The sequence below is a fragment of the Rhodococcus sp. Ni2 genome (assembly GCF_021352185.1).
GTDB lineage: Bacteria > Actinomycetota > Actinomycetes > Mycobacteriales > Mycobacteriaceae > Rhodococcus_F > Rhodococcus_F qingshengii.
The window spans coordinates 445194-465430 of record NZ_WOXZ01000003.1; the positions used below are offsets into that span (position 1 = coordinate 445194).

Annotated in this window: 25 protein-coding genes; 11 read left to right on the plus strand and 14 right to left on the minus strand. The window is 63.2% G+C overall.

The window, feature by feature from the left end; all coding sequences use genetic code 11:
- Positions 1-52: 52 nt before the first annotated feature.
- Positions 53-1345, minus strand: coding sequence for an adenosylmethionine--8-amino-7-oxononanoate transaminase (locus GN300_RS28590; RefSeq protein WP_063316129.1), 1293 nt, complete (start codon positions 1343-1345; stop codon positions 53-55).
- Between the two features lie 38 nt (positions 1346-1383).
- Between GN300_RS28590 and GN300_RS28595 the strand changes: the two genes are divergently transcribed.
- The 3 genes from GN300_RS28595 to GN300_RS28605 all read left to right on the plus strand — a co-directional run bounded on the left by GN300_RS28595 (position 1384) and on the right by GN300_RS28605 (position 4809).
- The gene (locus GN300_RS28595; RefSeq protein ID WP_047270122.1) at positions 1384-2529 is read left to right on the plus strand and encodes an 8-amino-7-oxononanoate synthase; all 1146 of its coding nucleotides are present in this window, start codon (positions 1384-1386) and stop codon (positions 2527-2529) included.
- On the plus strand, positions 2526-3209 hold the full coding sequence (bioD, locus tag GN300_RS28600) for a dethiobiotin synthase (protein ID WP_007733117.1): 684 nt from the start codon (positions 2526-2528) through the stop codon (positions 3207-3209). The genes GN300_RS28595 and bioD overlap by 4 nt, the downstream gene beginning before the upstream one ends.
- 187 nt (positions 3210-3396) lie before the next feature.
- Positions 3397-4809, plus strand: coding sequence for a sensor domain-containing diguanylate cyclase (locus GN300_RS28605; RefSeq protein WP_233405716.1), 1413 nt, complete (start codon positions 3397-3399; stop codon positions 4807-4809).
- Between the two features lie 61 nt (positions 4810-4870).
- On the opposite strand, the gene GN300_RS28610 is transcribed toward GN300_RS28605, so the two are convergent.
- The 7 genes from GN300_RS28610 to GN300_RS29845 form a co-directional block, all read right to left on the minus strand.
- Positions 4871-6253 (minus strand): tripartite tricarboxylate transporter permease, encoded by a 1383-nt coding sequence (locus tag GN300_RS28610; protein ID WP_047270124.1) that lies wholly within the window; start codon positions 6251-6253, stop codon positions 4871-4873.
- Positions 6250-6741, minus strand: coding sequence for a hypothetical protein (locus GN300_RS28615; RefSeq protein WP_063316127.1), 492 nt, complete (start codon positions 6739-6741; stop codon positions 6250-6252). The genes GN300_RS28610 and GN300_RS28615 overlap by 4 nt, the downstream gene beginning before the upstream one ends.
- 76 nt (positions 6742-6817) lie before the next feature.
- The gene (locus GN300_RS28620; RefSeq protein ID WP_082845755.1) at positions 6818-7786 is read right to left on the minus strand and encodes a hydroxymethylglutaryl-CoA lyase; all 969 of its coding nucleotides are present in this window, start codon (positions 7784-7786) and stop codon (positions 6818-6820) included.
- Between the two features lie 5 nt (positions 7787-7791).
- Positions 7792-9075, minus strand: a complete 1284-nt coding sequence (locus GN300_RS28625; RefSeq protein ID WP_063316126.1) for a hydroxymethylglutaryl-CoA reductase, degradative — start codon at positions 9073-9075, stop codon at positions 7792-7794.
- A gap of 112 nt (positions 9076-9187) precedes the next feature.
- Entirely contained in the window at positions 9188-11161 is a 1974-nt protein-coding gene (locus GN300_RS28630; protein WP_233405717.1) for a GAF domain-containing protein, read from the minus strand.
- A 10-nt stretch (positions 11162-11171) separates the two neighbouring features.
- Positions 11172-11687, minus strand: coding sequence for a tail fiber domain-containing protein (locus GN300_RS28635; protein ID WP_233405718.1), 516 nt, complete (start codon positions 11685-11687; stop codon positions 11172-11174).
- Positions 11671-11799, minus strand: coding sequence for a hypothetical protein (locus GN300_RS29845; protein WP_003941742.1), 129 nt, complete (start codon positions 11797-11799; stop codon positions 11671-11673). The genes GN300_RS28635 and GN300_RS29845 overlap by 17 nt, the downstream gene beginning before the upstream one ends.
- A 288-nt stretch (positions 11800-12087) precedes the next feature.
- Here GN300_RS29845 and GN300_RS28640 point away from each other — a divergent pair, with 288 nt between their 5' ends.
- Positions 12088-12252: a hypothetical protein gene (locus GN300_RS28640; protein WP_003941708.1), complete on the plus strand. Its 165-nt coding sequence runs from the start codon at positions 12088-12090 to the stop codon at positions 12250-12252.
- A 5-nt stretch (positions 12253-12257) separates the two neighbouring features.
- Here GN300_RS28640 and GN300_RS28645 read toward each other — a convergent pair whose 3' ends face one another.
- The 3 genes from GN300_RS28645 to GN300_RS28655 all read right to left on the minus strand — a co-directional run bounded on the left by GN300_RS28645 (position 12258) and on the right by GN300_RS28655 (position 13749).
- Complete coding sequence (locus GN300_RS28645; RefSeq protein ID WP_030537100.1) at positions 12258-12632, minus strand: VOC family protein; 375 nt, start codon at positions 12630-12632, stop codon at positions 12258-12260.
- Between the two features lie 29 nt (positions 12633-12661).
- Entirely contained in the window at positions 12662-13075 is a 414-nt protein-coding gene (locus tag GN300_RS28650) for a VOC family protein (RefSeq protein ID WP_030537099.1), read from the minus strand.
- Positions 13076-13176: 101 nt separating this feature from the next.
- Positions 13177-13749 carry a helix-turn-helix domain-containing protein gene (locus GN300_RS28655; RefSeq protein WP_047270126.1) on the minus strand — a complete coding sequence of 191 codons (573 nt, stop codon included), beginning with the start codon at positions 13747-13749 and terminating at the stop codon, positions 13177-13179.
- 64 nt (positions 13750-13813) lie between these two features.
- Between GN300_RS28655 and GN300_RS28660 the strand changes: the two genes are divergently transcribed.
- Positions 13814-14527: an AzlC family ABC transporter permease gene (locus GN300_RS28660; RefSeq protein ID WP_063316277.1), complete on the plus strand. Its 714-nt coding sequence runs from the start codon at positions 13814-13816 to the stop codon at positions 14525-14527.
- Complete coding sequence (locus tag GN300_RS28665; protein ID WP_030537096.1) at positions 14524-14844, plus strand: AzlD domain-containing protein; 321 nt, start codon at positions 14524-14526, stop codon at positions 14842-14844. Before GN300_RS28660 ends, GN300_RS28665 begins: the two co-directional genes overlap by 4 nt.
- On the opposite strand, the gene GN300_RS28670 is transcribed toward GN300_RS28665, so the two are convergent.
- Complete coding sequence (locus GN300_RS28670; protein ID WP_063316124.1) at positions 14830-15486, minus strand: TetR/AcrR family transcriptional regulator C-terminal domain-containing protein; 657 nt, start codon at positions 15484-15486, stop codon at positions 14830-14832. The two genes, GN300_RS28665 and GN300_RS28670, sit on opposite strands and share 15 nt — an antisense overlap.
- Positions 15487-15650: 164 nt before the next feature.
- On the opposite strand from GN300_RS28670, the gene bioB reads away from it, so the two are divergent.
- Genes bioB through GN300_RS28685 form a run of 3 tightly spaced genes read left to right on the plus strand, consistent with a single transcriptional unit; the run spans position 15651 to position 17487 of the window.
- The gene (bioB, locus tag GN300_RS28675) at positions 15651-16664 is read left to right on the plus strand and encodes a biotin synthase BioB (protein ID WP_024487821.1); all 1014 of its coding nucleotides are present in this window, start codon (positions 15651-15653) and stop codon (positions 16662-16664) included.
- Complete coding sequence (locus tag GN300_RS28680; RefSeq protein WP_003941741.1) at positions 16661-16885, plus strand: hypothetical protein; 225 nt, start codon at positions 16661-16663, stop codon at positions 16883-16885. The genes bioB and GN300_RS28680 overlap by 4 nt, the downstream gene beginning before the upstream one ends.
- A gap of 11 nt (positions 16886-16896) precedes the next feature.
- On the plus strand, positions 16897-17487 hold the full coding sequence (locus tag GN300_RS28685) for a DUF2567 domain-containing protein (RefSeq protein WP_007733080.1): 591 nt from the start codon (positions 16897-16899) through the stop codon (positions 17485-17487).
- An 11-nt stretch (positions 17488-17498) separates the two neighbouring features.
- Here GN300_RS28685 and GN300_RS28690 read toward each other — a convergent pair whose 3' ends face one another.
- Positions 17499-18329, minus strand: coding sequence for an SDR family oxidoreductase (locus GN300_RS28690; protein ID WP_047270127.1), 831 nt, complete (start codon positions 18327-18329; stop codon positions 17499-17501).
- An 83-nt stretch (positions 18330-18412) separates the two neighbouring features.
- Between GN300_RS28690 and GN300_RS28695 the strand changes: the two genes are divergently transcribed.
- Positions 18413-19015: a TetR/AcrR family transcriptional regulator gene (locus tag GN300_RS28695; protein ID WP_007733070.1), complete on the plus strand. Its 603-nt coding sequence runs from the start codon at positions 18413-18415 to the stop codon at positions 19013-19015.
- A 109-nt stretch (positions 19016-19124) separates the two neighbouring features.
- Complete coding sequence (locus tag GN300_RS28700) at positions 19125-19457, plus strand: hypothetical protein (protein WP_003941794.1); 333 nt, start codon at positions 19125-19127, stop codon at positions 19455-19457.
- Positions 19458-19471: 14 nt separating this feature from the next.
- Here the strand turns inward: GN300_RS28700 and GN300_RS28705 are convergent, their stop codons facing one another.
- A complete protein-coding gene (locus GN300_RS28705) occupies positions 19472-20200 on the minus strand; it encodes an NUDIX domain-containing protein (protein ID WP_007733069.1) in 729 nt (242 codons plus the stop codon).
- Between the last annotated feature and the right edge of the window lie 37 nt (positions 20201-20237).

The following is a 20237-nucleotide window of genomic DNA, read 5'->3' on the forward strand; positions in this document are numbered from 1 at the left end:
AGACCCTATCGGGTGCAGCCGATCGAATCTCGTCGACTGTCTACGGTGCCGATCACCGTTTCGCCTGGCTGCGGGCGGTTGCAAGCATTCCGGCTGTGATCTGTTCCACCTCTGCCTCCGAACACAGGTACGGAGGCATCGCGTATACGAGGTTGCGGAACGGCCGGAGCCAGACGCCGGCGTCGACGGCTGCATCGGTCGCGCTCTGCATGTCGACCGGCTGTTCGAGTTCGATCACTCCGATTCCGCCTTTGACGCGGACGTCGACGACCCCGGGAATTGTGACGGCTTCGGCGAGGCCTCGAGCGAGGCCACGTTCGAGGGTTGCGACGTCACGCCGCCAGTCCATCGCAAGCAGAAGTTCGGTCGACGCCACCGCGACGGCGCACGCGAGTGGATTGCCCATGAAGGTGGGGCCGTGCATCAGCCCGCCGCCCTCACCGGCAGTGATGGTCTCCGCGATCTCCGTGGTGCACAGCGTTGCCGCCAGACTCATGTACCCGCCGGTCAGTGCCTTGCCGACGCACATGACGTCGGGACTGACGCCGGCGTGATCGGCGGCGAACAATTCTCCGGTGCGTCCGAATCCGGTCGCGATTTCGTCGAAGACCAGGAGGACTTGGTACTTGTCGCAGAGGTTACGCAGGTCGATCAGGTACGCGGGATCATGGAAACGCATTCCGCCGGCACCTTGGACCACTGGTTCCACGATCACCGCTGCGAGGTGCTCGTGATGCTCGGCCAAGAGCGATTCCAACTCCTGCACGTATTCGGGGAGATAGCCCGCCGGGGGAGCCTGCGCGAAGACCTGAGGGCGCAGGACATCGGTCCAGAGAGAATGCATGCCGCCGTCGGGATCGCAGACGCTCATGGGGGTGAAGGTGTCACCGTGGTATCCGCCGCGCCAGGTCATCAAACGATTCTTCGACGGCTTTCCGAGGCTCCGCCAGTACTGCAGGCACATCTTCACTGCGACTTCGACGGCCACCGAACCGGAGTCGGAGAGGAACACCTTGTCGAGGTGAGGTGGTGTGTTGTCGACGAGCAGTCGCCCGAGGCGAGCGGCGGGTTCGTGTGTCAGTCCGCCGAACATGACATGGCTCATCTTGCCGAGCTGCCGTGCGGCGGCGGTGTCGAGCACGGGATTGCGGTAGCCGTGAATGGCGGCCCACCACGAGCTCATCCCGTCGACCAATCGGCGACCGTCGGAGAGCGTCAGGGTAGCCCCCTGCGCAGAGTCGACGATCAGCGGACGAGTCGACGCGGGAAACGATCCGTACGGATGCCAGAGGACATCGGCATCGATGGCGGAGACGTCATGGGGATCAAGTCCGGTTGTGAGCACGGATGCACCCTAACCATTGAGTTGAACGGTGTTCAAGTATGGTCGGAAAAGTGAACACCTCGCTGAATTGGCTGACGGCCGTCGAAGCGGACCGCAGGGCCGCTGGACTGCGTCGCGAACTCCGTCCTCGCACGGTCGACTCCCCGTTGATCGACCTGGCGTCGAACGATTACCTCGGACTCGTGCGGCACCCCGATGTGATCGAGGGTGCCGCGGCGGCTCTGCGCCGTTGGGGCGCGGGCGCCACGGGCTCGCGTCTGGTCACCGGCACCACCACCGAACACGAACTGCTCGAAGTCGAACTGGCCGAGTTCGTCGGGGCGGACTCCGGACTTGTCTTCTCCTCCGGTTACACAGCCAATCTCGGCGCGGTGACGGCGCTCTCGGGTCCAGGGTCGTTGATCGTCTCCGATGCGGGATCGCATGCCTCGCTGGTGGATGCCTGCCGCCTGTCACGTGCTCGGGTCGCCGTTGCTCCGCATTCGGACGTGGGCTTTCTCGCCGACACGTTGCGCAGCAGAGTGGAAGAGCGAGCGCTGGTCGTCACAGATTCGGTCTTCAGTGCCGACGGAGACCTCGCGCCACTGCGGCAGATGCATCAGGTGTGCCGCGAGTACGGGGCGATCCTGTTGGTCGACGAGGCGCATGGCATCGGTGTGCGCGGTGCCGGTGGACGTGGACTCGTCCACGAGTCGGGCCTGGCCGGTGAACCCGACGTCGTCGTGACGGCAACACTGTCCAAGTCGCTCGCCAGCCAGGGCGGAGTTGTGCTCGGTGACAACAAGATCCGCGCGCATCTCATCGACGCGGCAAGAACGTTCATCTTCGACACCGGTCTCGCACCGGCCGCCGTAGGCGCGGCCAGGGCTGCACTCGCCGTACTCCAGCGTGAGCCGACGCGAGCGCTCGACGTCCTGGCCCGGGCATCCGAGTTGGCGGACGTCACCGGTGCTCCGTCGCCTGAATCTGCTGTCGTCTCAGTCGTTCTCGGTGATCCGCAGCGGGCGTTCGATGCCGCGTCGGCGTGCCGGGATCAGGGGTTGCATGTCGGTTGCTTCCGCCCGCCGTCGGTTCCGGAAGGAACGTCACGGCTGCGTCTGACCGCACGAGCGACGCTGTCCGCATCCGAGATGGAGCAGATCGCTCGCGTACTGCGCGAAGTATTGGCCGGAGCCCGAGCATGAGCATTTTCCTGGTGACCGGAACGTCGACCGACGTCGGAAAAACAGTGGTGACAGCCGCATTGGCATCGGTGGCCTTGCAGTCGGGAAAGTCGGTTGCAGTGCTCAAACCGGCCCAGACCGGCGTCGACGTGGACGGTGCGGGTGATCTGGCCGAGATCGAGCGTCTGACCGGCGGCGGCGTGACGCTGGTCGAGTTGGCGCGGTATCCCGAACCTTTGGCGCCGGATACTGCTGCCCGTCGAAGTGGTCTGCCGTTGTTGGCGCTCGACGAAGTAGTCCGAGTTGCTCGCGACCTGGACACCACCCACGACTTGACCCTGATCGAAGGCGCCGGCGGCTTGCTGGTCCGCTTGGGCGTCGACGGGTTCACCGCTCGCGATCTTGCCGCGGCTCTGGCGGTGCCAGTGGTGCTGGTGGTTGCGTCCGGCCTGGGCACGCTCAATCACACCGCACTGACCGTGGAAGCCCTACGTGCATCCGGCGTGGACTGCGCCGGGTTGGTGATCGGTTCGTGGCCGCAGGAACCGGACCTCGCCGAGAGATGCAATCGCGAGGATCTGGTTTCGGTCAGCGGTGTTCCCCTTCTCGGGGTAATGCCTGCCGGAAGTGGAGGCGCGAGTGTCCGAGAGTTTGCTCGCACCGCTTCGATCACGCTCGGTGAACTTCATTTGACCAACTGACGACGTAACATCCGATTTGTCCGCATCGATAGCCAAGGCACAGTGGGGCGCCTCGGGTTTCGACGTCCCTCGCGTACGATTCCGGTCGGTATATTTCGACGGGTGTCTTGCGGCGACCCTGCATCCGGGGCGCCTTGGTCACCGATAGTAGTTGTCGAATTGTGAGTAGGTCAGTCGAATGTAGGTGGTGAGCACGGTCGAAAAGTCGTTGTCGTCATCGGCCGTACGTCGCGCACTGCTTATCGGCGTAGTCGTCTTCGTCTCGTGCCTGGTCGGAATTCTGAGCCGTCTGCCGGGCACGCTTGCAGTCTTCTGGCCGGCCAACGCGCTGCTACTCGGGATCCTCTTTCGGTCGCCGCGTTCCGCCACACTGCTCACCTGGATCTGCGTCGTAGTCGGTTATGTCGGAGCCGACCTGATCACCGGTGGGGCATGGGAGTCCACGGTGTGGCTCAACGCGGCCAACATCGTCGGGGTTGGGAGCGGCTTCTACGCCTTTCGCTGGGTCGACAGTGAGGACCGTCGACTGACCAGTATTCAGTCCGTCGGCTATCTCGTGTCGATGACTGTCGCCGCCGCGTCGATGGCGGCGCTCGTGGGCGGTATCGCGAACCGCGTGCTGTTCGGCGGGCAGTGGTGGGACGGCTGGTTGCTCTGGTTCTCGAGTGAGTTCGTCAACTACATGACCATCGTCCCCTTGGTGCTGACATTCCCTTCGCTTCGACGAGTGGATCGAGAACCGAAAGCTGTTGCCACGCTTGTGCGTCGATCATTCGTTCCGACGGCGCTGCTGGCCGTCTGCATCATCTTGGAGTGGGTGATAGGCGGTGCCGGAGCGATCGCGTTTGCCATGCCGGCGCTGGTGACTGCAGCCTTGCTCACCAATGTATTTGTCACGTCGGTGCTCACCGCTGTGTCAACTGCCTGGACGTTGGTACTGACGGCCGACGGCCATCTCGGATTGTCCAGCGAGGGCGTCTCGCCGGTCAGCGCGTCGGTCCAGATCGGATTGTCGCTGCTGGCGGTAGCGCCGATCGCGGTGGCCTGCGTGATCCTCGAGCGTCGCCGCGCGCTCGAGGCACTCACCCAGGCCGTCACCCACGACGATCTCACCGGTGCGTTGCGCCGGGACGAATTCTTGCGGCGAGGCGGCAGCGTGACGGGTGCGACCGATCCGCGTCGCCACTCTGGACGTCCGGTCAGCGTCCTGATGATGGATCTGGATCACTTCAAGGTGGTGAACGACAACCTCGGTCATCGTGCCGGCGATACGGCGTTGGTGAGTTTTGCCGATCAGGTGCGGCGGCACCTCGATGACAAGCATCTCTTCGCCCGATTGGGCGGCGAGGAGTTCGTCGTACTGATGGCCGGCGTCGATCTCGAGGGTGCGACCGAAACAGCCGAGATGATTCGACGCGCGCAAGCGGAGAATTCGTCGGCAGTATTGGGCGACTTCGGGCCGACGGTCAGCATCGGTGTCGCGTGTTCACCCCACGGCGACGCAGACCTGACGCAATTGGTCGATTGCGCTGACGAGGCGTTGTATCGAGCGAAGAAGTTGGACCGCAATCGAACCGTGGCGCTCACGGTCGGTAGCTGAAGAAATACGTGCGGACCCGCAGTTTGTTGCGGGTCCGCACGTGGTGGTGGAGTCGACCGATTCAGAACAGATTGATCAGGGCAGGAACACTGAACAGCGCTACGTAGTAACCCATGAACAGAACTCCGCCGTGAATCTTGAACAGGCGCCCGAGAAGGCCACCGACCAGGCCGACCGTCACGGTGATCAGAAGCCCGAGGACGCCGCCCTCCCAGATGCTGATGACGACGACGAGTCCCGTGAACACCGCGATCACAGCTTCGTGACTGATGTGCTTGACCACCGCTGACGCAGCGCGGTACGCGTAGTTCATGGCAAACGGGTATGCGATGACCGTTGCCGTGACCACTGCGAGCAGTCCGTAGAGCAGGAACTCCCACTGCGTCAGGTACGTGGAGAGATTGTTGATCACTCCGGTTTCCTGATTGGTCTCGAACACCGGTGGAGCGTTGAACAGAGGGGCTGCGGGGCCTGCCGCGAGCGGGCTGAGCGGAAGGCCGAAAGCGACGAGTGGGATGAGGGTTTCCGCGATGTAGGTGGATTCCGTCGTACCGTTCTTCGCCGAGACCATTGTGGTCAGTCGGTGATAGCCGTTCTTGATCCGCGCACCTACCAGCTCACCCATCAGAACAGTCATGGCGACCGGGCTGAAGACGAAGGTTGCGCTCGACACCGTGGAAGCGGCGGCGGTGTAACCGATCTGCTTGCGATCGAGGACCTTCAGAGGATTGGGGAAGTATCCCTTCCATCCTTTGATGTCCGGGGCCAATGCAACGGTTTTGGGTTCACTGCGTTCCATGTCCTTACGGCTCGACGGGCCCAAGGTCAATGCGAGGTCCGCGATCAGCGGCCCGACTGCGATCGCAAGGAAGTAGCTGATGTTCAGCGACACATCGTAATTCGACGTCAACGCGCGGGCGCCGAGGATCAAGATGACGAAGGGAACGAGGGCGACAACCCCGGCCCAGCGGCCTGGTGAGGCGTAGGCGATGCCGATGGCGGCGACCAGGAACAGCCACGGTGCTATCGACTGAACGGTGTCCGCGAACGGCGCGAGGATGGTCGCGAACAAAACGGCAACCGGCACAGCGACGAACGCCGAGATCACTGCTCCCGAGATCGCCTTGCGGAGTGCGATGTGCGGGATGCCGAGTGAGCGCATCATCTGCGCTTCCGGCAAGAGTGGAATCGCCATCGTGTCGCCGGGAATGCCCAGCAGCATCGTCGGCACCGCGTGCGTCATGTGTTTGGCGATCGCACCGGAGAGGAAGAACGTGAAGACCGCCGCCGGGGGAGCGCCGAGCAGAATCACGAGCAGAGTCAGCGGTGCGATCGTGGCGGTCTCGTCCGTGCCGGAGATCAATCCGATGAACGTGAACGCGACCGCACCGATGATGCCGAAGAGAACGGCAATCAGAATTTCGTTGGTCAGAACCGAACTCATACGCGCCCACCGTCCTTCGGTGTGTTCGAGACCCGTGCGTGCTCGGCCTCGGCAGCGGCGAAGTGGTCGTACAGACCCAGCTCGCGAAGTTCCTGTCGGCTCTGCTCCGGAATGTCGGCGAGAGTGCCCAGACCCTGGCGCTGTTCACTCATCGTCGTGATGACACCGTCGATCGACTCCGCGTCGGCGGCGGCCAAGGCGACTATCCGCTTCGGCTTGATGAAGATTCCGCAGACCACGCCGGCGAGCAGGCAGGCCGCGATGCCGACCAGAAGGCTGTACGCCTGGGCCAACGACGGTTCGCTGACGACCCGTTCGAACAGTGCCTGGGCCGCGAGAAGGGCCGAGGCGCCGACGACACTGCCGACTGCAACGGAGATCGCGAGGTGTCGACCGTTGACGGTGTCACCCCAGACTTCGAGGTATGTCTGCTGCTCGGTCGGCTCGGTTGTGGTGGTCGGCGTCGTTGCCGGCTGCGGTGGTGACATCAGTCTTCTCCAGTGTCATGCATGGCGGGGTCGTACAGGGAGGGGCTTGCGAGACGAGGGGCTTGCGTTGCGGGTGTCAGGTGCGTGCTGCGCGGAGGGCGGTGACAACTCGGGACGGGCTCGAGTGGCCGATCTGTTCGGCCATCCAGCTGCTTGTATCGGTGAGCGAATCCAGGTCGATGCCGGTGTCGATCCCGAGGCCGTGGAGCATCCACACCAGATCCTCGGTGGCGAGATTTCCGGTCGCGCCCTTGGCATATGGGCACCGTCCGAGACCACCTGCGGAACTGTCGAATTCGGATACCCCAGCGGTCAACGACGCATAGACGTTCGACAGCGCCTGGCCGTAGGTGTCGTGAAAGTGCATGGCGATCTGCGATATGGGGATGCCACGTTCTCGGAGGGCGCCGAGCAAAGCGAGCACATGGCCAGGTGTGCCGACGCCGATGGTGTCGCCGAGTGAGAGTGACGTGACACCGCTGTCGATCAGGGTCTTTGCGATGTCGGCGACACGCTCGACGGGCACGGAGCCTTCCCAGGGGTCGCCGAAGCACATGGAGATGTAGCCGCGGACGGGAAGTCCCAGGGCTCGGGCGGCCGTAGTGACCTCGGCAGCCGCGGCGATCGCGCCGTCCACCGTGGAATTGAGGTTGCGTTTCGCGAATTCCTTTGTGGCGCTGACGAATACTGCAACCTCGCTTGCTCCGGCGGCGACGGCCCGCTCGAGACCCTTGCGGTTCGGGACAAGAACGACCGTACGTACCGAGTCCGGCAGGTGCAGCCGACCCATCAATTCTTCCGCGTCCGCAAGTTGCGGGATCCATCGAGGTGAGACGAAACTCGTCAATTCGACAGTGCGGGAGCCGGCCGCGACCAGGCGTTCGATGAACTGGGCTTTCGTCTCGGTCGGGATCACCGCTGTTTCCGCTTGAAGTCCGTCGCGTGGCCCGACTTCGTAGATCCGGACCGAGGTCGGCAGCCCCGGCGCCGGCACTCGATGAGGCGCCGGCTTCCACACCGGTGATCCTGCAACTGTTTCGGTCATTGTCGTCAGTTTCCGCCGCGGATCTCGGCGAGAACCTTCTCGGCATGCTCGACGCGAATGCTCTTGTCCGCGATCAGGCGTGCCACCACGGCGTCGATCTCGCTCTTCTGCGCTCCGGCGGTGGCAGCGATGTTGCGGGCGTGCAGCCCCATGTGTCCGCGCTGGACACCCTCACTGGCCAGAACGCGGACAGCAGCCAGGTTCTGCGCCAGGCCGACTGCCAGAATGATGCCGGCGAGTTCCTCGGCGCTCTCGACGCCGAGCATCTTGATTGCGGCCTGCGCTACGGGGTGCACTTTGGTGGCCCCGCCGACGAGGCCGACCGGCATGGGTAGCTCGAGGGTGCCGACGATGTTTCCGTCGGCATTCTTCTCGAAATGCGAGAGCGACGAGTAGATCCCGTCGGCGTTGACTGCATGGGAGTGGCACCCGGCTTCGACTGCGCGCGTGTCATTTCCGGTCGCCAGCACCACGGCGCTGATGCCGTTCATGATGCCCTTGTTGTGCGTCGCGGCGCGGTAGGGATCCAGCTCCGCCAAGCGTGCGGCATGGATCAGGTTGTCCACAACCTCTGCGCCGCCGATCAATTCGGCGTCGAACACGGCGCGAACGCGTGTCAGCCGCAGATCGGCCTTGTTGGTGAGGATGCGCAGGACGACGTGTCCGCCGCCGATCTCGGCGACTCGATCCGCGATTGCCTCGGCCATCGTGTTGACGGCGTTGGCGCCCATGGCATCTCGTACGTCGACGTGAAGGTGAAGGACGACGTAGGTGGCCTTGTCCGAAGAAACGATGCGTACCGAAATGTCCTTCACGCCACCGCCGACACTGACCAGCTTCGGGTCCTGTTCGTTGGCGAGTGCAATGATTTCTTCACGTGCCTCGAGGAGTCGGATACGGGCGGCTGCCGGATCCACGACGTCGACGAGTTGTATCTGGGCCTGCATGATCGGCGGGGTACTCGAGACGTGAAAGCCGCCGAGTCCGCGTGCGATGCGAGCAGCGTTGCTTGCGGCTGCGACTACCGACGGCTCCTCGGTGGCGAGCGGGATCAGGTAGTCCGTGCCGTTGATCGTGAAGTTGGTGGCCACGCCGACCGGGATGCCGATGACGCCGAGGACGTTCTCGACCATGCGATCGGCCTGGTCGATGGTGAGGCCGTCGGCGGCGTCGTAGACCGCGATGTCTGCTTCGGTCAGGTCGGTCTGGCGGACGATCTCGGCGCGTCGTGCGGCGACGTCGTAGGACCGGAAATCGGCGATGCGGCTGTTGATGGACCGGTTGTTCATAGACACGTGGGGTCGTCCTCCTGAAGTGGTTCTGTGCTCCGCTTCACAGTAGGGAGGTCGATGCTTGCCAGGCCACGTGCTCACGACACATCGATCGGTCGAAATTGTAGTGTCATGCACCATCGGCGCTGTCGGTGATGCCGCTTCCGGCCTCTTCGGTTCCCACGTCCCGAAGTTCGTCGAGCCTCGTCGCCATGGACACCCGGAAAAAGTTCTCGTCTTCCCGCCACGATTGACCGAGGAGCGTACGGATGCGGTCGAGACGCTGAACGACGGTGTTGGGGTGATAGTTGAGTGCGCGGGCAGCCTTGGTCGGGCTCCCGTCGTTGCGTACCAGGGCGCGAAGGGTCGCGGTGAGATCGGTGTCCTTGTCGCGGTCGTACGCGAGTACCGGGCCGATTACTTCGTCGATGAACTGATGAAGTGATTCCGGATTTTCGCCGAACAGAACGGTGTACGGCAGATATGACGCCGTCGTGACCGCGCCGTCGGTCTTGCCCAATGCCGTGAGTAGGCGGGCCGTGCGCAGCGCCGAGGTGAAGCGCGCCGGGAGCTCTTCGGGGCGTTCCGCCGTCGCCGGCGCAATGACTACTGCGTGCGGTCCTACCGAACCGGTGATCTGACGGTGAATGACCGTCGCCGCGGCTGCCGGGTTTCCCGAGCGCGAGACCACCGCGATCAATCCGGCATGCTGCGCCGCCAACCCCGCTACCGGCAGAGACTGCCCGATTGCGCGGAGCGCGGCGGTGCGGAGTTCCGGAGCGACCGACACCACGAGGACGGTGTCCAGTTCGCCGACGGAGATGCCGAGGTTTCGGGTCCTACGTTCGAGATCGCGCCTGCGCTCGGGCGCAGTGCTCAGCAAGTCGGCGACCAGTTCGTCACGTGCACGCCGGTCCGCTGCTGCCGCCGCCGAGTGTTGCAACACGAGGATGGCAGTGACCTGAGCTGCCCGTTCCACGGTCCGGAGTTCGACGGGGCCGATCGGCGCGTCCGAACGATTCAGCAAGATGGCCCCGAGGAACGATTCTCCGGCGGTTACGGCGCTGACGAGTTGGATCACGGTCTCGCTGTTATCGGCGACAAACGTGCATCGGCCACTGCGGCGACTCTGGTCGATGGCATCGGACACGGCGCGAGGTAGCGACAACGGCACCGTCGTGATCTGCTCACCCGACGATGTGACGAGAGGGCGTAGCTCATTGTCGACGACGACGGTGCTGCGTTCGAGTGCGCTGCTGAGGGTTCGTGCAACCTGGGCGTAGCCACCGCCGCGGAGAACGGCGTGGATCAGATCCTGGTGGACGATGTTCGATTTGTCCCGCGCGGACACGTGCTCGCGCAGCTCGTCGAGTGCTCGCCCGGTCTCGGCGGCGGATTCCTCGGCGCGGTCCAGCGCCCGTGCGGTTTGCAGGACTACCGAGGCGTGATCAGCCAGCGCCGAGAGCAGGGCGATCTGATCTGCGGTAAATCGTCGTTCCCGGCGGTCGGCGGCAAACAGGACTCCGAGGATCTGGCCGTCGGAGAGCATCGGCACGCCGAGAATCGCCACCAGACCCTCGGCGACGATCGCGGCATCGACCACTTCGTCATGGCGCGACTGCGTGTAGTCGCTGTAGTTCTGAACCCATTGGGCTGCTCGAGATTCGGCAATCGCGCTGACCAGTCCCGCGCCGGCAGGAACTTGCAGATGCTGGAGTTCCGGCGAGACCGCGCCGGCCGTCTTTCGAACATTCAGGTCACGAGTGATCACGTCGAACTCGGACAGGTACGTGACGTCGGTGCCCATGATGTCGTGTGCGCGGTTGACCAGCCTCTGCAGCAGTGTGTCCACGTCGCGAACCTGCGCGAGCTCACGTGCACTCGAATAGAGAACCGCCAATTCGTTCTCGCGACGGCGAAGTCGCCGAAATTCCGACCGACTGGCCCGGATGAGGGCCGCGGTCTCCGCGACCTCCGTTGCGCCAAAGCCGAATTCGGCAAGTACCTGTTCGACATGTTCGTCGCCGACTGAATCGGACGTCACGTCGAACAGCGCGGCAATCACGTTGGGCGCTGAGTCGGAGTCTGAATAAGGGGCGGTCACACCGAACAAACTACAGACCGGTGGATCCACCGAATTCGTCGAGCGGTGTGGATATGTGATTGTTGTTTGTTTCCAATGCATTCCGAGTCGTGCTCGTGTCTCCCGTTTCCCGTCTCAGTCTGTTCACGTCCTTCTCGAGCGCGCTGACTTCTGTCTCGAGGGTACTGATTTTGCGGTTCAACGCTTGGATGCTCGCCATGCAGACGCCGTTCGCGTCGACGGCGGAGATCCGGCGGGCGTTGGATCCCAAGCCGAAAATCGCCGCAAAGTCTTGCGCCATCGGACCCAGGTGACGGACCGACTTGTGGTCGAATCCGTAACTCCACGTACTTATTCGGAGTGCCGTCAACCGGTCGAGCACGTCCTGCGCGCTCGTCGGAACATCTACGCCGGTATGCACGCCACGTCGATGCGCGGCCCGTGCGAACACCCACTGCGCGGGATGTCGCATCGCGGCGTTCACCCGAATACCGACCCGAGTGCCCAAAAATTCAGTGCGCTCGCCCTCGTCAGGCGGTGAGTTCACGTCGTGCGGTTTTGACGGTCTTGTCGCTCAGCAGAATTCCCGCCCCTGCGCCGAGCAGTCCGAGGCCGATTCCGACAGCGGCGCTGCCGAGGCCCAAAGCAATTCCCAACATGATTCCTCCAAAAATTGTGCGGTGAATTGAGGGGCCAGGTGTCCGACGAAAGTGCTGCCGACCTGCTCCGCGCTCATCTTTCACATTGCTCCGCCGTGCGGGCGATGACAACCCGTCTGGACCGAATTTCTCGTGGAAAACACAGGCGTGCAACACTGGGTGAAGAACTGCTGAGTCATCGGCGTCTTGTCGGCGCCGTACGGGCGGCAGTAATTGAGTAGCCATCGACCGATCTTTAACGCAGGTTTATCTGCGCGCGGCAACGATGACCAGGCAAAAGGGTGGCATGTGAACGAATCGAGCAGTGGCTTGTTTTCCGACCTCAGCGCGTCGGAGCCCGTTGTCGACGCAAAAAGCGCCGAGCAACTGGCTGCCGAGCGTGAAACTGCGGCAGCAGAACGCTCCAACACCGACACCGCTGAACAGCGGCAGTCGCAGCTGTTCAGCGGTTAAGCGCGTCAGGACTCCTTGATCACCGACAGAACATTGCCGGCGGGATCGGTGAACCAGGCGATGTCGGGGCCGTTGCCACGCATGATGCCTCGCGCATCCTGGGGGAATCCGTCGTATTTGAGAAACTCCACGCCACGTGCGGTCAGTTGGTCGACGGTTGTGTCGATGTCGTCGACGACGAAGTTGAGAATCGTGTAGGTCGCCGCTTCGTGATTCGGCTTCGGATAAACGAGGATCTCGGTTCCGCCGGCAAGATGTAGGCGAATCAGTCCCATGTCTCCGTCGGTTACCTTCAACCCGAGTGTTTCGCCGTAGAACTTCTTTGCAGAGTCGATGTCTGTCACCGAAAATCCGCTGAATGCTTTCGTGTCTGTAAGCATGACTCTCTCCGTTCCCAGCGGTTGCCGGACTAGGTGGTTTGGGAATCCGTCATTCCGGATTCCATCTCGGCCCTGGCTTCCTCGCTGAACTCGATGATCTGAACGTAGTTTCCGTCGGGGTCGATCGCAGTGGCGAACAAACTGCCCCCGCGGTCTTCGAGTGGAGCGTGCCATTTTCCGCCGAGCGCATCGATGCGCTGTGCGATCGACCGGGCGTCGTCGGTTTCGACGTTGAGGAACATGCGACCCGGCTGGGGGTTGGTCTCGCCGACGTCGTCGCGTCTGTCGAGCATCACGTAGAAACCGTTGAAGTCGAGCACGTCGTAGCCGGGTTCGCCGGGAGTCCGGTCGACCTTCGGGGCGAACGCCTCGGCGTACCAGTCGCGCAAGCGTTCGGGGTCGGTGCTCGAGAGCAAAATGCTGCTGATGCTGGATCCGGACATGGGTCCTCCTGCTGTCGGTCGTTACTGTCGTCGGCAATCGAGGCTCTGGCCACATCACCTCCCAGATACAGACTTCCCGCAGCGGCGAAACTCATCGCGGCTCAGGTGTGTTCCGACACCAAGATCGCTGTCGTCCCGGGCTCGAGCGCCCGAAAGATGTGCTCCTCGTCGCCGGGATAAGCAAGATAGTCGCCCGGTCCGAGTTCGATCGGATTTGCAGTGGGCCCGACCTGCGCCCGTCCGGTGCCGATCACGACGTGTTCGGTGGTGCCGCGTGCATGCGGAGTCGAAATACGCGGCTCGCCCGGTTCGGCGACTATCCGATACAGATCGCGTCGTGCGTTCGGTGGGCTCGGCGCCAAGAGCGTCGCGATGTACGACGCGTTTGCCGACGCAATCGCGGGACCTTCTCCGGCTCGAATCAACTGAACGGTCTGTGCCTGAGAGTCGACGAGTTGTGAGAACGGCACGCCCAATGCGTTTCCGAGTGCCCACAGTGTTTCGAGGCTCGGATTTCCGAGTCCGGATTCGAGTTGGGAGAGTGTGGACTTGGCGATATCGGCGCGCCGGGCGACCTCCGAAAGGCTCAAGCCTGCTCGGGCACGTTCGCGTTTGAGTGCGACGGCGACCAGTTTCTGAGGAGTCTCCGCTGTATCCGTTTCATTACTGGGCATCGTTCGATTCTCCGATCGATCGTTCTACTTGACGAACGGTGTCACTTCGTTCAACATAGAATACATGCGTTCTTTATGGCGAACAGTTGATCGAGACACGGTTCGGGTGAGCGTGCTGATCTGTCTCTCCGTGGCCATCGTCGGTGTGTCCTACGGTGTGACGGCGGGATCGGCTGGATTCTCGTTGTGGCAGCTTTTGGCGTTGGCTGTACTCGTTCTGGGAGCGTCTTCGGAGTTCTTGTTCATCGGAATCATCGCGGCCGGAGGCGGCGCCGTCGCTGCAGTTGTAGCCGGCTTGCTGATCAACTCCCGAAACTTCGCCTACGGATTGGCAGCGGGATCTTTTCTCGGCGAGGCTCGCCACACGGATTCAGGCTGGCGCAGGGGCTCGGGCTGGCGCAAGTTGGTCGGCGCGCACCTGGTCAACGACGAAAGCGTCGCGGTTGCCATGGCGCAGGGCTCGGTGAAGCAGAAGCGTGCGGCCTTCTGGTTCTGTGGGATCGGGATCGCGGTGTCGTGGCCGATCGGAGCTCTCCTGGGCGGGCTGCTCGGCAGAGTCGTCCGAGACCCCGGCGCGTTGGGATTGGATGCCGCGTTTCCGGTTGTCATTCTGGCCCTTGTCTTGCCTGCGCTGAAGGAAAAGGTGACGCTGCTTGCCGCCCTGATCGGTGCAGCAGTCGCGGTGGCCACGTCGCCGTTCCTGCCGTCGGGTACCGCTCCGCTCGTTGCGCTGCTGAGTATCGCGGTGACGATACCGTTCCGGGAGAAGGTTCGATGAATACCGCGTCGGTCTGGATCGGTATCGTCGTGTTCGCTTGCGGTTCTTACGCTTTGCGGGCAAGTGGCGTTCTGCTCCGCGCTCGGGTGAAGCTTTCGGTTTTTGCCGAGAAAACCCTCGATCGTGCTGTCGTGGTCCTGCTGCTCGCAGTGGTTGTGACATCGACGGTCTTCACCGGGCATGACGTTGCGGGGCCGGCGCGGATGCTCGGCGTGGTGGCCGGAGGCATCTGCGCCTGGTTCAAGGCGCCGTTGGTGGTCGTGGTGATTGTCGCGGCCGGCACTACTGCAGTACTCCGACTGTCAGGAGTGTCGTAGAGTCGATTCGGTGCGCGTTGAATGTGTGGTCGAATTCAGGCGAGTGCGGATGCCGTCGATGAACAGGTCCAGGCCGAACTGGAAGCGCACTGTCGGATCGCCGTCGAGGAGGTCCTCGTCGGAACCGCCGCCGATCACCTCGGGGGAGTCGGGGGAAATGGGCGCTCGGGTCAGTGCCCCCATTTCTTCCATCTGCGCTCGGGACTGCTCGTCCACGGTATGGCCGAGTACGTAATACAGCAGGGCGTACGCCGCGAGTTGGGCGTGCTCGCGTGAGAGACCGGATTCTTGCCCGGCTTGTACGAAATGCTCGCGCACCTTGCTGTTCGTCATCCGCGAGGCGAAGGTGGCGCTGACCAACTCGGCGCCGTCGCGGTGCGCCAGTAGGGCAGACCGAAGTCTGTGTGCCAGTTCGGAATACGCTTCTTGCCACGTGTCTGCGTCGACGGGGGCGTCGAGGTCTTCGAGGATCTTGTCGACGACCGCGCCGAGCAAGGTCTGTTTGTTCGGGAAATGCCAGTAGAGAGCGCCGGGTTGGACACCTAGTGAGGTCGCGAGCCTGCGCATCGTGAGGTCGGCAAGTCCGAACTCGTCGAGTATCGCCATGGCGCCGTCCAGCACGTCGCCGCGTCGCAACTGCACTTGTTGCTCCCCTCGTTTCGTCCCGCTGTGGAGCGCTTTCGATCGAATGTCGATCGGACCCGCCTTTGACAGTATTCCACCACGTCTCTAACGTGAACACCGTTCAACTTGTACGGTGTTCAATTTTGCTGGTTTCGAAGGAGACGTCTGTGACCCCGCCCCCGATTAGCACGGCCCCTGCGACGGTCGACATCCTCGACCAGGCGCGCGAGCAAGTTCTCGAAAGAGGAGTTGGCCTGACCGAAAGCCAGGTGCTCGACGTACTCCGACTCGACGACGACAGGCTCGAAGACCTGCTGGCTCTCGCCCACGATGTGCGTATGAAGTGGTGTGGACCGGAGGTCGAGGTCGAGGGCATCATCAGCCTGAAGACGGGCGGCTGCCCTGAGGACTGCCATTTCTGCTCGCAGTCCGGACTCTTCCAGTCGCCGGTTCGCGCGGCGTGGTTGGACATCCCGAGCTTGGTGGAAGCTGCCAAGCAGACTGCGAAGTCGGGCGCTACCGAGTTCTGCATCGTGGCCGCCGTCCGCGGACCCGACGCCCGGTTGCTCGCTCAGGTTGCCGCAGGCATCGAGGCGATCCGCAACGAGGTCGACATCCAGATCGCCTGCTCGCTCGGCATGCTCACCCAGGAGCAGGTCGACCAACTGGCCGCCATGGGTGTGCACCGGTACAACCACAACTTGGAAACTTCGAAGTCGCATTTCCCGAACGTCGTGACCACGCACTCGTGGGAAGAGCGGTGGAACACGCTTCGGATGGTTCGTGAAGCAGGCATGGAAGTGTGCTGCGGCGGAATCCTCGGCATGGGCGAATCCCTGGAGCAGCGCGCAGAATTCGCGGCCAACCTGGCTGAACTGGAGCCGGACGAGGTCCCGCTCAACTTCCTCAACCCACGTCCGGGTACCCCGTTCGGTGATCTGGACGTGCTGCCCGCCAGCGAGGCGCTCAAGTCCGTGGCGGCATTCCGTCTCGCGCTGCCTCGCACGATCCTGCGCTTCGCGGGTGGACGCGAGATCACTCTCGGCGACCTGGGTGCCAAGCAGGGCATCCTCGGCGGAATCAACGCCGTGATCGTCGGCAACTATCTGACGACCCTCGGACGTCCCGCCGAGAAGGATCTGGATTTGTTGGTGGATCTGCAGATGCCGATCAAAGCACTGAACGACACTCTGTGAGCACTCCGGTGACCGAGGAGCGGTACAACCCGTTCACCGGGCGTCGGATCGTCGACGGCGTCGACGATCCGACGCCGACTGCGGCGTCGATGGGGCTCGAGCCTCCTCGCTTCTGCGAGCAGTGCGGGCGCCGCATGATCGTTCAGGTCAGCCCTGACGGATGGTGGGCGAAATGCTCCCGACACGGTGTCGTCGACTCGATCGACGTCGCGCGCAGGTAGCGTCACTCTGTGTGATCTCTCTTCGGCAGATTCGTCTGCGCACCGCGATCGTGATCGCCGCAACCATTGCGGGCGTGAGCGTGCTCGTCGGTGTGCTGTGGGCGTTCTTGGCTCCGGCCGAGCACCTGTTGGTGGTGTCCGAGGGGCGCGGCGTCGCGTTGACGGGTGAGAGCCTTCATCAGTTCGACGCGAGCGCCGTGTTCATCTGGCTGGCACTGATCGTCGGTGTGCTGTCGGCGGTGGCGGCCTGGTTGGCACGCCTGAGTCGAGGTCCTTACGCCCTGGGCGGGTTGATAGTCGGTTCAGTGGCAGGTACCGGACTGATGGCACTCGTGGGTTCGGGCGTGACAAAACTGCGTTTCCCCACGGCCGACAATCCGGCGGTCGGGGAGATCATCGCGCGGGCCCCGAACGTCGGAACTTTGCTCGTGCTTCTGTTTCAGCCGCTCGCGGCGTGCGTCGTGACATTGGTTCTTGCAGTGCTCAATCCGTACGACGACCTCGGGGTGGGGGACCACCCGGAATCCGGGGATCCGGAATCTGGGGATCCGGCCACCGACACCGAACAGGCCGAAGTCGAAAGCCAGCCGAAACTTCCGTAACTGTTGCGTCGCTACGCCGCAGAGGTCGACGAGCGCTTGGTTTCGGCTTTCATTCGCACGTCACCCAACAGTCGCCCGGAAATCAGCGCGCCCAACCGGCGGGTTGCGAAGCGAGTGCTGATCGAGGACACCCAGTTCGGCAGTCCCGATACGACGGTCGGCGGCGCGTAGCGTCGATCCAGTGCTCGGAAAGCGGTGTCCACCACCTGAGTTGCCGTCTGCATTCGCCCGACCGCCGCGTCTTCGGAGCCGACTACGTCGAAGAACTCGGTGCGCGTCGGACCGGGGCACACCGCCAATACAGTCAATCCGCTGCCGCGAGCTTCGGCCCAGAGTGCTTCGGTGAAGTTGAGTACAAACGCCTTGGACGCGCCGTAGACGGCCATGCCCGGTGTCGGCTGGAACGACGCTGTGCTGGCGATGTTGACCAGTGCTCCGCGGCCGGTGAGAAGGTCGGGCAGGAATGTGTGTGTCAGCTCGACCAGCGTGGCGATGTTGAGTTGAATTTCGGACGTGACGCGCTCGAGATCTTCGTCCACGAATGCCCCATGTGTTCCGAATCCGGCGTTGTTGATCAGCGAGTCGACGGTGATGCCACGGTTTGTCAGCTCCTGGTGCAGCGATGCACCGACGCCGGGTGCGGCCAGGTCGGCGGGCAGGACTGTCACGATGATGCCGTGGACGCCACGGAGTTCGGTGGCGAGTGCCTCGAGGCGGTCGGCCCGCCTGGCGACCAGAACCAGGTTTGCGCCGCGAGCGGCAAAGCGATGAGCGAATTCCACTCCGAGCCCAGCGCTGGCTCCGGTGATGAGGACGGTGGTTCCGGCTACGTCGATGGCCATGGTGGCTCCTTCGGTTCGGGTGATCCCAAATGTAGGCACTGACACCATAGTTGTCAATGACAACATTTTGATATGGTGCCACCATGCCCGCCCACGAACAGCCGTATCATCACGGCAGCCTGCGACAGGAACTCCTGGCGTCGGCCGAAGCGACACTCGAACGAGATGGCGTCGACAAGTTGTCGCTGAGGCAACTCGCGCGTGAGGCGGGCGTGAGCCACGCGGCTCCGGGCAAGCACTTTCGTGATCGCCAGGCTTTGCTCGATGCCTTGGCCGAAAGTGGATTCCATCGGATGACCGGTGCGCTCGAGCGGGCAGTCGCGGATGCTCCACCGACCGCGAGGGCCCGGTTCTCCTCGCTCGCCAATGCCTACGTGGATTTTGCGCTGGAGCATCCGGGCCTGCTCTCTCTGATGTACAGCAACAAGCATGCGCCGGGCGCCGCCGAAACTGTCGTCAACGCGGGGCACGCGACGATGGACCTGACCGTCCGGCTCGTGTCGGAAGCTCAGGCCGCAGGTGACATTGCCGCCGGTGATCCGGAAAGCATTGCGCTGGTTGCCTTTGCGACGTTCCACGGCGTCGCGACGCTTGCTGCGGGCGGAATGTTGGGCGACGTGCCGGTGGGCGAGGTGGTGAACGCGGCCTCGACGGTCTTCTGGGCGGGCCTTTCCAGGGCTGTCTGAGGTGGGGCGCGCAATTCCCCAGAGTTCTCACAGAACCAGCACAAGGGAAGCACAAGATTGCGGACTTACATAGGAGTCAAGAAGTTTGATTCCGAGTGGAGGTTCGGCAATGAGTGTTTCAGAGATCGCCCCCAACAGGGGAGTTGTACTTGTCACGGACATCGGATTCGAGCACGGTGCGCGCACGGCCGCCGAGTTTCTCGACGCTGGTTGGAGCGTGGCAGTCACGGCGCGGACGGTCACCGAATTGGTTCGCGTCATGGCGGGAAAACCTGCCCATCGCTTCTTTGCGATTGTCGCCGATCCGACGGATCGTTGGCAGGCCGATCGGATTCTCGATCGGGTGACGACTCGGTTCGGTGTAATCAACCGGGTCATCGATCCGGCCGGCGCCGTGACCTCGGTGTGGTTGCAGCGCGGAAGTCTCGAAGCTGTTGCCTGACAGTGCGATCGGTGTCAGCTTGGCGGCCGTAGTGCGGCGAATTCGTCGGTGACCCGCAAGGTGGAGTCGGTGAAACGGTACAGGGCGGGTGGACGTCCACCCGACTTGCCGGACGGTGCGGTGTTGCCGGTGGGAGTCAGAACGCCTCGACGCCCCAGCACGCGTTGCAAGTTGGTGGCATCGACCTGGTAACCGAGGGCAGCGCAGTAGATTTCGCGCAGTGTCGACATCGCGAACTCTTCCGGGGCCAGCCCGAATGCGATGTTGGTGTACGAGAGTTTCGCGGCAAGTCGATTGCGCGCGTGCCGTACGACGGTTCCGTGGTCGAACGACATCTCCGGCAACTTCGAAACGGGGTGCCAGGCCGTGTCCGGTGGCAGTTGTGGGTCGGCGCTGAGGGGAACGAGTCCGAGGAAGGTCGACGCGATGCGGCGCGGACCCGGCACGCGCTGTGGATCACTGAAGACGGAGAGCTGTTCGAGGTGGGCGACCTTTCTTAGGTCGACCTTCTCGGCGAGGAGTCGTCGAGCGGAGGTCGTCAGGTCCTCGTCGTCGCGCAAAGTGCCCCCGGGCAGGGACCACGTGCCCTTCTGTGGGTTGAGTGCACGCTGCCACAGCAGCACGGCCAACTCTTCACGCCCTTGCGGGCAGTGATCGCCGTCACCTGCGGCGATGCTTGCGGGGAAGGTGCGAACTTGGAACACCGCTGCAAGCACTTCGTGGGTGGTGTTACTATTGGGCACGTTTTCGATCCTAAGTCGAAAACCTCGAATACGGAAA